This is a genomic window from Nanhaiella sioensis, from assembly GCF_046557775.1.
Classification (GTDB): Bacteria; Bacillota; Bacilli; order Bacillales; family SM2101; genus Nanhaiella; species Nanhaiella sioensis.
The window spans coordinates 3,046,019-3,058,824 of the sequence record NZ_JBKAEG010000001.1 but is presented as its reverse complement, the minus strand read 5'-3'; the positions used below and the strand labels follow the sequence as shown (position 1 = coordinate 3,058,824).

Sequence of the window (12,806 nt, the reverse complement as noted above, 5' to 3'; positions counted from 1 at the left end):
GTACAACGAAGGAGTAAATAAGAAAAGCCACTAGTTGGACTAGTGACTAAAAATCAGATCTATCTTTGACAAATTTAATGTTGTCGCTTATTTTTCCCTAAAATAAATATCGGTTCTAAATCTCCTTGTTCATATAAAAAAGAAAGTGCAGTGATAGGGACTCTCCCGTTAGAGAAAAAGCTCATTGTCATTTGAGCTAGTACATCATACCCAGTTTCATTTCTAACATCTGCTATTATTAATACATCTTGATGTGGTACTGCAACGACCATCGTTCCTTCTATTTTATCGTCAAATGTTTGTAGAAGCCGCTCGTTTAATATCCTGCTCGCATCATAACCATCATTAGAATTAATAAAATAATAAATATTATTAGCAACTTGATCTTCTTTAACTGGGACGTCTAAGGATCGCACATTAAATCTTGCAATTTCTCTTACTTGATCAATATTCCAATTTTCTTGATCTAACATTTTTTCATCTATTAACCGATACGTCTTTCCTAAATCGAGTGCATAAAAGATTCTTGTTTCCGCAGTATGTTCATCAAATACTAATTTAGAATCTTCATTTGATTTCGTTGGAAAAGATGTTGAGCGAATGACCGGGAAAATATTCTTTTCTTTCCCTTCTAAATGTAGCTGCTCATTCATAACTGTTAGCGATTCCTCGATATAATAAACAACCTCATCGATCGCCTTTTCTTTCTCATTTTCCCATTTTGATATAATTCCAGGTAATGAAAGAGTTAGCCCTTTTTTAGTTTTTACATCTTCTATACGTAGATTATCCTTTTCGCGATCGTAAACTATGTTCCAATTGGGACGGGATAATCTTTCAGTAAGCTTATTTCTCATTTTGTTACTGTCCATCTTCAACTTTATCCCACCTCGCCCTTCTCTCTTATAATCTCATGTGTTCAGGTTATAAAGATTTATTTACAATTCATTAATAAACTGCTCAATCTCTTCTTTTGTTTTTCTATCTTTACTTACAAACCGACCAACTTCTTCACCATTGTGAAATGCAAGAAAGCTAGGAATACCAAATATATTTAATTCCACACATAAATCTACAAACTTATCCCGATCTACATAATAAAATGAGTAAGTATTATATTTTTCCATAATTTCTGGAAGAACAGGTTCGATTACTCTACAATCAGGACACCAGTCTGCTGAAAACATGAGAATCACTTTATCATTTTGAATAACCTCATTGTACTGCTGTACACTTTCTAACTTTTGCATAATAAATTCATGCCCCCTATGTTTCATCATTTCATTTTCTTAATTCGGATCATACCAAACTAATTAATCTCATACAAGTAAACAGTACTTAAGAAAAACAAAGTGGACTTATTTAGCCTAAAAAAACGTAGTTTTAAACCAATGAAGCTCTTTTTACCTTGTGCTCGTATGAGATAACATAAAAAGTTTAACTGCTTTATGAATATGTGCTTATACCTTAGAAAGAAAAGCAACAATCAATGTGAAAACAGCCATTGGTTATTACCTTGATTTAACTTGGAACTTTTTCTCCCCTTACAATTATGAGCTCACTTAAAACTCATCATACTGTCCAATTTAATAAGAATAGGAGACTAACAAAAAAAGGAATTCTAATGACAGCTGCCATTTCGAATTCCCCACTTTTCAGAAAAAAACTATTTAACAGATACTGATTTTACAATATTCAACATTTTTTCAGCACTCTCAGAGATAGCATTCGCTTTAGTAACGGTCGTCATTTTAACTCCTCCAATTCCAACAGTTACTTCATACGACTTATCTTCTGTTTGATTCACTACAGTATAGGTAAAATCCTCATCACTTTCTATTGTCTCATCAATTATGTTGTCACCACTAGATTTCTTAATATCCTCATACAATACCTTACTTTTTACATCCTCTTGAGGATTAACAAATAATATATATTGCTGTTTACCTTCGATAAATACAATATTATTTAACGATTCATCATCTTCTATCCTCATATTATCCGGCAAAAAATAGGAAAATTGTTCATTACTCTTATTTGGTTCTGAAGGTTCACTTTGAGACAATGTTGTCATTTGATCTTTTGTTTGTGTAATTTCTTCTTCTATTGAAGCATTGCAACCAAATAGCACAAGAGAAAGGATACTTATGAAAAGTACACTAAATATTTTTTTCATATGATTATTTTCTCCTCCTTTGAAAAACAAGATGATTGGCTATAAATGAATTCTATTGTTCTTCTACATAGGTCATCCTCTATCAGACAAAATACCTAAACCATACCCTATATACTATCATAACTTTCTATTATTGAGTATGACAAAAGCTTTACTAATTTTGTAATAATCATAGAAAAGTCCTATTGGAGAAAATATCTTTCCTAGCTATTATTACGTATTGTGTCAACCGTTGTTTGATCACACGCTTTTACTAATGTTACGATTAGCTCTTTGGCTGCAGCATAATCATCGACATGAATAATCGAACCGTGAGTATGAATATAGCGTGAACAAATACCAATTACAGCTGAAGGTACACCGTTATTAGACATATGGACTCTCCCTGCATCTGTACCACCTGTAGGCATAACAAAAAATTGATAAGGAATGTTATTTGATTCTGCTGTATCTAAAACAAATTCTCGCATACCACGATGTGTGATCATAGAGCGATCAAATATTCTGAGAAGTGCTCCCTGTCCAAGATGCCCAAAAGCACTTTTATCCCCTGTAGTATCATTGGCAGCACTGGCATCTAAAGCAAAAAAGAGGTCTGGTTTTATCATATTTGCTGCTGTTTGTGCACCTCTTAATCCTACCTCTTCTTGTACAGTTGCTCCTGAATAAAGAACATTAGGTAATTGTTCACCTTTTAGCTCCTTTAATAATTCAATCGAAAGTCCACATCCATACCGATTATCCCATGCCTTAGCCAGTATCTTTTTACTATTTGCCATAGGTGTGAATGGAGAGAAAGGCACTATCTGTTGACCTGGTCTAATTCCAATTTCCAAAGCATCCTCTCTGTTGTCTGCACCAATATCGATTAGCATATCCTTAATTTTCATTGGTTTGTTTCTTTGTTCCTCTTCCAACAAATGTGGTGAAATTGAGCTAATTACACCAATAACTGGACCATTGTCAGTAATTATCTGTACACGTTGTGCAAGTAACACTTGACTCCACCAACCACCTAGTGTTTGAAAACGAATAAGTCCACTAGAAGTAATTTGGGTTACCATAAAGCCTACTTCGTCCATATGTCCCGCTACCATTATAGTTGGACCATTCTTATCCCCTCTTCTAACACCAAAAATACTACCGAGTCCATCTTGCACAATCTCATCTGAATATTTTTCAATTTCTTGTCGCATAAAATGACGAACTGCATGCTCATTCCCAGGTGCTCCTGGCAATTCCGTTAAAGTTTTAAACAAATCTAGTGTGTCTTTATTCATTTTCATTTTCCTCTCTTTAGTGCTATTTCTTTTGTCGTTGAAGTTCTTAAATTGTATTAAATGTGCTAATGCATAATATCTCACTCTTCATTCGTCAAAAATCAGGGGTTACTAAATCATTAATAGATTTCTTGTCAAACGTACACCAAGTATACTCTCTTCGAATAATTCAGATGAAAACTTTGCAACATTATATTTAGTTTGTACATCGTTCATTGTAGCGAATTTTTTATATTGTTTCCACTTCAACCTTTTTCACTTCAAAATCCTTACAATTAAGCAAACAGTTTTGTATACTTAAATAAATACGGAAGTGCCTTACTCATCCCTAACAAGCGTTGGAACTAATTCACATAAAGGCACTTTTTGCCTTCGGGTGAATTAGTGAAACGACTAGAGGGGATTGGCACTGGTGCTGGACAATAATAAAAGTGATAGACCCTTGCTCATCCACAACAAACACTGTATATCCTTCATTTGATTAAAATTACACATATTAGTAGAATTATCTAAAAGAGAGAAATATCGTTTCTGAAAAATAGCGTAATCGTCTAAATATTGCTTAAAAGAAATGACACTACTTTTATTTGCAAAGGAGAGATTTTAGATGGGTTGGAAAAAGTTTATCCTTGGTATTGGTGTTGGACTAGCAGGAGCATATGTTATTCAAAATTCAATGTCAAACACTTTATTATCACCTGAAAAAGCGCTAAAAATAGTGAAAGATACCTTTAAGGAAAATGGTAGTATTAATGGATCTTGGATCAATATGTCCCCAAAGAGTATAAAAAAGGATCATATTAATTACAGAGTATATGAGGGCGGTATTAGTAGAAATGAGGATGGGCAAAGCACACAATATACATTTATTGTTGATGCACAAACAGGTACCATATTAGAAGTAGTTTAACTAACGTACATAGATCAGTTTCACCATTTCCTATACTATAAGTGAATAGAAATGGTGAAACTCGCTATTTTAGATAGCAGTGCTCGCATAAGCTTGTTATTTTCATTTACTGTAAATACAATTACAACGTACATAGCTTGAGTTTTGTCGCATCTTTACTTCTATAAAGAGATAGCTACACATATAACCTGCTGTTGTAATTTTGTAAATAAGGGACATGTAGTTTCCGTTAAGATCCTATTAAAAAGTTCAATTAACTCAAAGGTGATTGGGAATATGTGACCTTACTCATTTCTCTCTTTTAATTGTAGAAATAACCTCTCCCACTTCATCCCATTTTATCGCTCGATATAATGCATCATGGTAAAAGCTATACCATGCTCCCATTTTCATTCCATGCTGCATCCATTCCTGCTTTTGCTCAATAGAATTCATTGGATAGTCATCGTATGCCATTACCCATAATGGGTTTTGGTGTGCATGTGTTGGCATTAAGTCTGCCATATGTATTAACATTTCGTCTCCCTCTTCGACGACAATAATTGAATGGCCATCACTATGACCACCAGTATGAATCATCTTCAAACCTTTGACGAGTTCAATTTCATCAGTAAATGTTCTAATCTGTGTTTCAATGGGTACCCAATTGTTTTCCCAATATGTGTTTTTTGAACGTATATTAGGATGCTTCATTTCATGCCATTCAACCTCAGATGTAATTATTTGTGCATTTGGAAATGTAGGAATAAGCTTATCGTTTTCCCACTTCGTTAATCCACAGGCATGATCAAAATGCATATGTGTCATTAATACAAAATCAATGTCGGCTGTTGTTAAATTTAGCTTTGCTAAGGATTGATCTATTGATGACTCTTCAATTACTCCAAAATTACGTAATTGTTTACTCGTTAATTTATTGTTCCCGATCCCAGACTCTATTAAGTAGTTTTTATGTTCATATTGAATTAAAATCGGATCAGTCCTTAATTCAATTTGATTGAAGTCATTTACGGCGTATTTCTTTGACCAAAGAGGCCTTGGTACGACACCAAACATAGCTCCACCATCCAGATGAGTTACCCCACCATTTAACCATGTTAATGTAAAATTTCCAAGACGTAATTGCTCCATATTATCCCACCTCTCCTTTTTAATACATTTTAACACTTAGAGCAAAAATAGACACATATGAGTTCTCATATGTGTCTATCTCTCATATTTCATAAATATTTCACTTCACACCGGTAAATCCTTTGTCCTTTAGCTGAAAACTTTTGTTCATATTCAGTCATAATATTGCCTTCAAAATCACTTTTATGAAGGTCCAAACTAACATAAGTTAACTGCAAGCCATATTTTGAAAAGCTCATTAATGAGTACTCGAATAATGACTGATTATCTGTTTTAAAATGAATTTCTCCACCGTCAACTAATAAATTCTCATATAATTGCAGAAATGACTGGTATGTTAACCTACGTTTCTCATGTCGATTTTTTGGCCATGGATCAGAGAAATTCAAATAAACTCTTTCAATATCACCCTTAGCAAAAAGCTCTACTAAATCAACTGCATTTGCATTAATTATTTTAACATTAGGAAGATCAGCCTCAATTAGCTTATCAAGTGCTGACACGATTACACTTTCATAGACCTCAATCCCGATATAATTTATATGTGGATGTTCCTTCGCCATTTCTGTAATAAAATTTCCTTTTCCTGTTCCTACTTCAATATGAATTGGATTCTTATTTCCAAAAACCTCATGCCATTTCCCTCGATTATTCTCAGGGTGTTGTATTGCAAATTGAGGATATTGAAGTAGGTGCTCTTTTGCCCAAGGTTTATTACGTAAACGCATGATAATTCCCTCCATATTGAATAAAAACTGTCTTATTACATACTTTAAGAAAAGCGTGGTTTTAATCATTCATTGTCATTAGCTTTATCCTACTATTGAAGGTTTATATCCCTCTCAGATAATGAAGATCTTGCATATATCATTAACACTAACAATAAATCATTTTCAAAATCACATAAAGGATGTGTCATAATGCCTCTAGACCAAAATCATCAAATAAATTTATTAAAAGATATATTAGAAAACCATCTATCCGATTGCTGTGGAACAGTTTCAGAATGTGAACAAGTAGAACGTCTTGTTAAATCGTTAATGAATAACACAAACAGTCAATTAAAATTGAATGACACATTCGAGAACATATATAGTTACAGTCAAAGCGGAAAGAACAGCCATAATTTAGAAAATCATATTTCTACACATCGAGAAGAGTTGTCTCAATGGGTTGATGATATTACACAATTAACATAAACCATTGCTCTTATTGCATTGATTGTTCCTTTTCGTACAAATGAATAGACACGTACAACCCTGCGTTCATTACATCTTGTCTTGTTAAAAAGATGAGAACTGATTAAAGTCATTTGTTACTATTCTAATTTAATTGGCTGTTTTCACATTAATTGTAGCTTTTTGCCCTTAGATATAAGCAAGTATACATCTAGCGTTGGTGGCATTTTTATCAACCTCTTTAAACTGTCTATTATTAGTAACAACAGCTACAAAGTTTATGACAAAACCTTTGTTATATCACATAATATGAGGCAATCGGAAATTAATCCGATTGCCTTTATTTATCAATATTTAAAAGTTCATTTAAATAGCTTAACCAGTTTTGAAATTCTTTTTCTTTATTCTTCGTTTTATACCAATGTATAGACATTAATGTTTGAGCGATAACGTACCACTTCATTCGTGCATGTAAATTTGAAGTCAGTTCTATTCCGTAACGCTCAAGCCATGAACTCCATTCATGCTTTGGAATATAACGGTACAATAGCATACCTATATCAATAGCAGGATCAGCTATCATCGCTCCATCCCAATCAATTAAATAAAGTTCATTTGTTTCAGATAATAACCAATTATTATGATTAATATCACAATGACAAACAACTTTATTATTGTATTCTATAGCTGGAAGCTCTTCTTGTAAAAATGTTATCGCAGACTTGATGTCCGGAATTGCTGTTTCTTCAATAGGAAAATAAATTAACAGTTCATTTATAATCATCTCTGGTAACAGTGGTTTTTTCTCTAACCGTGTAAGCATCCGTAATAATTCTGTCGAGTTATGAATTTTCTTTAATAAATCCACAACTCTAATATCAATCATATCCGCATGCTTTAACTCGCGACCATTCAACCATTGTTGAGCTGTAATTACATCACCATTTGCCATACGTTTTGTCCATACCAACTTAGGTACGATTCCTTCAGCTGATAACACAGCTAGAAATGGTGAAGAATTACGTTTTAAAAATAATTTTCGTTCATTGAATCGAGCAAAGTACGCTTCTCCAGTTGCTCCACCAGCAGGATATATCTCCCACTCATTACCTAATATATGCTCCAACTATTTCACCCTCAATGTCAACACACATGTCGTCTTGTATAAGAAAAGTCACCTCTTGGGGATAGGCGCTATATCTATTCTTAGATGAACTACGAAAAATAGCTCAGATAAAGTTATACTTATTTTTCATTAGAATAAAAAAGACGGCTATATGAGTATTTAATAATAGCCATCCTTTAAATTTTATATCTCTTTTACTTTTTTAGTCAAGTAAAAATAACAAGTTCTAATTACGAATTAATACCAATGTACTAATTGATGGTACAATTATTTGATTTCCTGTCATTTTTACTAGCGGTGTAATACCTGTTTTATCCCCATGACAAATAGCTTCCCAAACCTCTCCACTATCAATTTTAACCAATTGTTCATCTTTACTATTATTGTGTATAACAGTTATATATGCCCACTGACCATATTTACCAACATCAAGCAATTGGTAAGCAATTACTTGATCATTATCTGAAATAAACTTTAAATGTTTTCTAATGAGGCTGGAGTCAGGAAATCGAAAGGCGCGATGCTTTTTTCTGAGTAACAGCAATCCTTTCGTATAATGCACACTAGATTCATATATGCCTTTTCTATCCCAGTCCAGCCAATTGATTTCATCAGGTGATTTATAACTATTTTCAACACCCAATTTAGTACGAAAAAATTCTTGGCCACTATGAACAAATGGAATACCTTGCGATAGGAGTACGATTGCTGTAGCTAAGCGCTGTCTTTTCATTCGAGTTTCTTCATTTTCATCTGGGTTGCTTTTAATCATCTTATCCCACATCGTATGATTATCGTGTGATTCTACATAATTAATTGATTGTACAGGTTCATCAAACATACCACTCTTAGCTTGATCATAGCTTATACTTCCCGTAATAACTTCCTTAACCTTATCGAGTTGAAAGCTATTACCTAAAGAAAATCCTTTATCCTCAAGTTTAAAAGTACTACCTTTTATACGGTCTCTAAATTGGTCATTGAAATGTCCAATTCTAGGGAGTTTTTTTGCATTTTGTATTGTAGCTTTCATTTCAGTTGGCAGTGATGTTGGTAAATCCCATCCTTCTCCAAATAAAATGATACTTGAATCAATCTTATCTACAGCTGTTCTAATTCTATTCATCGTATCAACATCTAAAATACCCATTAAATCAAAACGAAAGCCATCAACATGATACTCATTAAGCCAAAAGAGAACAGAGTCAATAATGAACTTTCTCACCATTCGTCGTTCTGAAGCAATATCATTGCCAACACCCGTTCCATCTGATGGAAGCCCATTCTCATCGTGTCGAAAAAAATACCCTGGCACAATTTTTTCGAACGATGATTGTTCTCGAATATATACGTGGTTATATACGACATCCAACACGACTCTTAAGCCATTTTTATGAAAAGTAGTAATAACTTTTTTTAACTCATTAATACGATTATAAGGGTTTTGAGGATTACTAGAATAACTACCCTCTGGAGCATTATAGTGCAGTGGATTGTATCCCCAATTATATGTTTTTTCTGGAGTAAGATCATCCACACCAGCAAAATCATTACAAGGCATAAGTTCTACATGTGTAACTCCTAAATCTACCAAGTAAGAAAGTCCTGTATATGAACCACTACTTTCAGAAGTTTGTGATTCAATTAGTCCTTTATACTTACCTTTCTCGTTAATACCGCTATTAGGATGTTTTGAAAAATCCCGTGTATGGACTTCGTAAATAACCGCATCTGTTGCATGCTCTAAAGGTGGCAATTTATAATCTTGCATAGCTGTTTTATTTAAATCGACAATGACACCATACTCACTATTTACAGATAAAGCTACAGCATACGGATCGATGGCTTCCTTCCAAATAAGATTTACACAAACAAGGTATGAGTAATATATACCTTCTAGGTCTTCATGTACTAGTAAATCCCATACTCCATGATTTCCACGATTCATCTCGTAATATTTCTTCTCGTGATCGATGGGATTCGTTATTTTTAATTTCACCTTCGTTGCACTTGGAGCCCATAATTTAAATAGTGAGTATTCTTTAGAAAATGTAACTCCTAAATCATTCCCATCATAAGCATATAGCTCATCAAATTTAGCTGTTCTAATAACAGCCCCAACCTGTAAATCAGTACTACAGCCTTCATCATCATAAACAGCATATGCTTTACCTACTTCTATATGGCAAGCGGCTTTACATTCATACTTTATATACAAACGATCATCAAATGTAGAACAAATTTGTAATGGTTCGTTAACATCCTCGTCACCTTGGAGTGTAAAAGAGTTAGACAACCCTTGTCTATATATTTTTGGCATAATAATCGTGATCAAATTCATTTCATCTAAAAATGCCTCATAGGTACGTCTAATCTGTAACAAATTCATTCACTCCTAATTGTTTCTCCATGTGATTTTCCTACAGAGTGAGTCGTAAAAAAGGAGACTGCTTTGTTCTGTATTTTTACATTTACTGGTGACATGCCTACTATCTCACCGTCAGCATGTACTAAAAGTGAGTCTCTACTTGAAATATCAATACACTCACCTGATTTCATATTTACACCTTTAAACTTTGTGTGCAGACCAAAAAACACACTCATAAATACCGCTAATAATTTTATACGTGATACATTATGAACAATTGTTACATCTAATATTCCATCATCTGGTTGTGCAAGTGGAGCTATTTTCATCCCTCCACCATAATATGCTTGATTGGAAACAGTAATAAACCATACATTTTGAAAACGATGAATATTTCCATCTATCGTTAAAGTTACATCTGTTCTTTTATAAGTAAATAAAGATTGTATTAAAATAATGACGTAAATAAGTGATCCTAAGCCAATTTTATTTAAGCGTTTTTTTAGATATGATTGATTCGCTTTACTAGAAATTTCAGCATCAAAGCCAACCCCCAAATTATTAACAAAGTACCTTACTTTCTTAAGAGGGTTACTTATGGTATATTGCCCTAAATCAAATAAAGAATGACTTGGCTCCTTATCATCTATTATATGTTTTAGAGCCTCTATTGGTGCTTGAGGAACAGAATAGCCTCTTGCAAAATCATTTCCTGAGCCTGCTGAAATAAAGCCTACATTTATATTAGAAGTACCTGCTAAGCCGTTAATTACTTCATGCATTGTTCCATCACCACCAACAACAACAATGCCGGCAACCTTCCACGGATGTCTCTTAACAATTCCTTTCGCTAGATGCTCTGCGTGTCCAGGTGACTTTGTCAAAAAAGATCGATATTCAATATTCTGTTTACCAAGCTCCTGTTTGACCTCGTTCCAAATTGTTTTTGCTTTGCCATTTCCAGCAGCAATATTTACAATAAAAAAAAGAATTTTCATAGTATCTACCTTCTATGTTAATTTCATAAGATCTGTATGATCATCTTCCCATTCATAGCGTTTGATAGATGATGTTTGACAATATGATAATAATGACTTTGCCGCCTTTAATTGGACATGTTTTAGTGGCGAAACCATCTGTCGCTGCTGATTAAACCAATCGTTATAATTTCTTTTCTCAATAATATCAAGATCGATTGGTTTATCAAGATAATCAACATATCCAGAACGATTCAATATTATCTTTTTCACCGGCATCTCAATTTGTTCAGTGTCATATATGTTTCGAACAATCTTTTCCATTCTATTTAAAGATATCGTAGGTGATAACACTTTATTTTCTTTGCCAGCATGTTTTTTTAACCAAAATCGTTTGTTCGAGCCAATGAATACACTGTCTTCCTCATCTTCTAGTATTGCAATACAATACGTATGAATAGGTGTAATAACAACAATATCAAATTCAACAGGTGCTTGCTTTACTAAAAAAATGGGCTTATACAAAACTAAGAATGTATCGGGAAATCTTTGAAGAAAAAATTTAATTTCTTGATTGTAATAATAATCTCGATCAATTAACGACTTTTCACGTATCGTTGAACTAGCCCACTTCATTTGAATATGAAACAAACGATCTAAAAATAGTTGCATTAGCTCTTCCATTGTTTCAGGGTTATTTTCTTTATGATTCAATTGCCATTCAACCTTATTATCATTATTCTCCGCATCATTTACCAAGTGATTATTTATTTGAGAATCCTTTTGCTTACGTTGAAACATAGATTTTAACTTTAATAGAATATTGTCATCTTTATTATCTAGTAAAGAATCCCAGTCCCTATCATGAGCAAAATCTTCCTTTGTCGCTAAATCTCCATTTTCCCAAGCTAATCGAATTCTATTCCATTGTTGCTTCTTCATTCTAATATATTGACTTGGATAACGATAAGTATCTATTTCGTAACGTGAAACATAATTTTGAAGTTTTATAAGTTGTCCCATCAACTTCACCAACTTTCAACTTGAAGTTTTCATCATTTTACATCTCTCACACATGTTCATGCGAAGTTTAACGACCGTAATAACTATTATATTACTGGTAACTTATTGTGAGTATCATTACTCGGATTTTTACTAAGGCTCTTTTCGTAACTTTGTTACCTCTCACACTTATGTTTGAGTCGCTGAAGTGTTATAGAGCATCTATAGTCATTAGAGAAGAAAAGATGCCTCGAACTTTAGTTACATACTTGTCTAGCTTTATATGAAAAGAACTCATGCTAATACAGCCTTACATAAACATTTTCCAAGGCTCTTTTCGTAACTTTGTTTCCTCTCACACATATGTTTGAGTCGCTGATGTGATTATAGAGTTTTTATAGTCATTAGAGAAGAAAAGATGCCTCGAACTTTAGTTACATACTTGTTTAGCTTTATACGAAAAGAACTCATGCTAATACAGCCTTACATAATCTTTTTTCCAAGGCTCTTTTCGTAACTTTGTTGCTTTTCACACTTATATTTAAGTCACTGAAGTGTTATAGAGTATCTATAGTCATTAGAGAAGAAAAGATGCCTCGAACTTTAGTTACATACTTGTTTAGCTTTATACGAAAAGAACTCATGCTAATACAGCCTT

Annotated in this window: 13 protein-coding genes; 2 read left to right on the top strand and 11 right to left on the bottom strand. The window is 33.3% G+C overall.

Features of this window, described 5'->3' with window-relative positions; genetic code table 11:
• Positions 1 to 74: 74 nt before the first annotated feature.
• From V1503_RS14220 to V1503_RS14200, 5 genes are all read right to left on the bottom strand, one after another.
• Positions 75 to 872 (bottom strand): DUF1444 domain-containing protein, encoded by a 798-nt coding sequence (locus V1503_RS14220; protein WP_410629439.1) that lies wholly within the window; start codon positions 870 to 872, stop codon positions 75 to 77.
• 66 nt (positions 873 to 938) lie between these two features.
• Entirely contained in the window at positions 939 to 1,250 is a 312-nt protein-coding gene (locus V1503_RS14215) for a thioredoxin family protein (protein WP_214481667.1), read from the bottom strand.
• A gap of 416 nt (positions 1,251 to 1,666) precedes the next feature.
• Positions 1,667 to 2,176 carry a hypothetical protein gene (locus tag V1503_RS14210; RefSeq protein ID WP_410627752.1) on the bottom strand — a complete coding sequence of 170 codons (510 nt, stop codon included), beginning with the start codon at positions 2,174 to 2,176 and terminating at the stop codon, positions 1,667 to 1,669.
• A 203-nt stretch (positions 2,177 to 2,379) separates the two neighbouring features.
• Complete coding sequence (locus V1503_RS14205) at positions 2,380 to 3,456, bottom strand: M42 family metallopeptidase (RefSeq protein WP_410627750.1); 1,077 nt, start codon at positions 3,454 to 3,456, stop codon at positions 2,380 to 2,382.
• A gap of 111 nt (positions 3,457 to 3,567) precedes the next feature.
• Positions 3,568 to 3,705, bottom strand: a complete 138-nt coding sequence (locus V1503_RS14200; protein ID WP_320256643.1) for a hypothetical protein — start codon at positions 3,703 to 3,705, stop codon at positions 3,568 to 3,570.
• 358 nt (positions 3,706 to 4,063) lie between these two features.
• On the opposite strand from V1503_RS14200, the gene V1503_RS14195 reads away from it, so the two are divergent.
• Complete coding sequence (locus tag V1503_RS14195) at positions 4,064 to 4,366, top strand: PepSY domain-containing protein (RefSeq protein ID WP_320256642.1); 303 nt, start codon at positions 4,064 to 4,066, stop codon at positions 4,364 to 4,366.
• A gap of 288 nt (positions 4,367 to 4,654) precedes the next feature.
• Here the strand turns inward: V1503_RS14195 and V1503_RS14190 are convergent, their stop codons facing one another.
• A complete protein-coding gene (locus V1503_RS14190; RefSeq protein WP_410627748.1) occupies positions 4,655 to 5,497 on the bottom strand; it encodes a YtnP family quorum-quenching lactonase in 843 nt (280 codons plus the stop codon).
• An 89-nt stretch (positions 5,498 to 5,586) separates the two neighbouring features.
• The gene (gene trmB / locus V1503_RS14185) at positions 5,587 to 6,225 is read right to left on the bottom strand and encodes a tRNA (guanosine(46)-N7)-methyltransferase TrmB (protein ID WP_410627746.1); all 639 of its coding nucleotides are present in this window, start codon (positions 6,223 to 6,225) and stop codon (positions 5,587 to 5,589) included.
• Between the two features lie 192 nt (positions 6,226 to 6,417).
• Here trmB and V1503_RS14180 point away from each other — a divergent pair, with 192 nt between their 5' ends.
• Positions 6,418 to 6,696 carry a YtzH-like family protein gene (locus V1503_RS14180; protein ID WP_214481673.1) on the top strand — a complete coding sequence of 93 codons (279 nt, stop codon included), beginning with the start codon at positions 6,418 to 6,420 and terminating at the stop codon, positions 6,694 to 6,696.
• Positions 6,697 to 7,015: 319 nt separating this feature from the next.
• Here V1503_RS14180 and V1503_RS14175 read toward each other — a convergent pair whose 3' ends face one another.
• From V1503_RS14175 to V1503_RS14160, 4 genes are all read right to left on the bottom strand, one after another.
• Entirely contained in the window at positions 7,016 to 7,801 is a 786-nt protein-coding gene (locus V1503_RS14175; RefSeq protein WP_214481674.1) for a phosphotransferase family protein, read from the bottom strand.
• 226 nt (positions 7,802 to 8,027) lie between these two features.
• The gene (pulA, locus tag V1503_RS14170) at positions 8,028 to 10,184 is read right to left on the bottom strand and encodes a type I pullulanase (protein WP_410627743.1); all 2,157 of its coding nucleotides are present in this window, start codon (positions 10,182 to 10,184) and stop codon (positions 8,028 to 8,030) included.
• Positions 10,185 to 10,186: 2 nt separating this feature from the next.
• A complete protein-coding gene (locus V1503_RS14165) occupies positions 10,187 to 11,167 on the bottom strand; it encodes a diacylglycerol/lipid kinase family protein (protein ID WP_410627741.1) in 981 nt (326 codons plus the stop codon).
• A gap of 12 nt (positions 11,168 to 11,179) precedes the next feature.
• A complete protein-coding gene (locus V1503_RS14160; RefSeq protein WP_410627739.1) occupies positions 11,180 to 12,169 on the bottom strand; it encodes an NERD domain-containing protein in 990 nt (329 codons plus the stop codon).
• Positions 12,170 to 12,806 lie beyond the last annotated feature (637 nt).

Coding starts and splice junctions, on each gene's coding strand:
- V1503_RS14220 (WP_410629439.1), bottom strand. CDS start 872: ATGGACAGTAACAAAATGAGAAATAAGCTTACTGAAAGATTATCCCGT.
- V1503_RS14215 (WP_214481667.1), bottom strand. CDS start 1,250: ATGCAAAAGTTAGAAAGTGTACAGCAGTACAATGAGGTTATTCAAAAT.
- V1503_RS14210 (WP_410627752.1), bottom strand. CDS start 2,176: ATGAAAAAAATATTTAGTGTACTTTTCATAAGTATCCTTTCTCTTGTG.
- V1503_RS14205 (WP_410627750.1), bottom strand. CDS start 3,456: ATGAATAAAGACACACTAGATTTGTTTAAAACTTTAACGGAATTGCCA.
- V1503_RS14195 (WP_320256642.1), top strand. CDS start 4,064: ATGGGTTGGAAAAAGTTTATCCTTGGTATTGGTGTTGGACTAGCAGGA.
- V1503_RS14190 (WP_410627748.1), bottom strand. CDS start 5,497: ATGGAGCAATTACGTCTTGGAAATTTTACATTAACATGGTTAAATGGT.
- trmB (WP_410627746.1), bottom strand. CDS start 6,225: ATGCGTTTACGTAATAAACCTTGGGCAAAAGAGCACCTACTTCAATAT.
- V1503_RS14180 (WP_214481673.1), top strand. CDS start 6,418: ATGCCTCTAGACCAAAATCATCAAATAAATTTATTAAAAGATATATTA.
- V1503_RS14165 (WP_410627741.1), bottom strand. CDS start 11,167: ATGAAAATTCTTTTTTTTATTGTAAATATTGCTGCTGGAAATGGCAAA.
- V1503_RS14160 (WP_410627739.1), bottom strand. CDS start 12,169: ATGGGACAACTTATAAAACTTCAAAATTATGTTTCACGTTACGAAATA.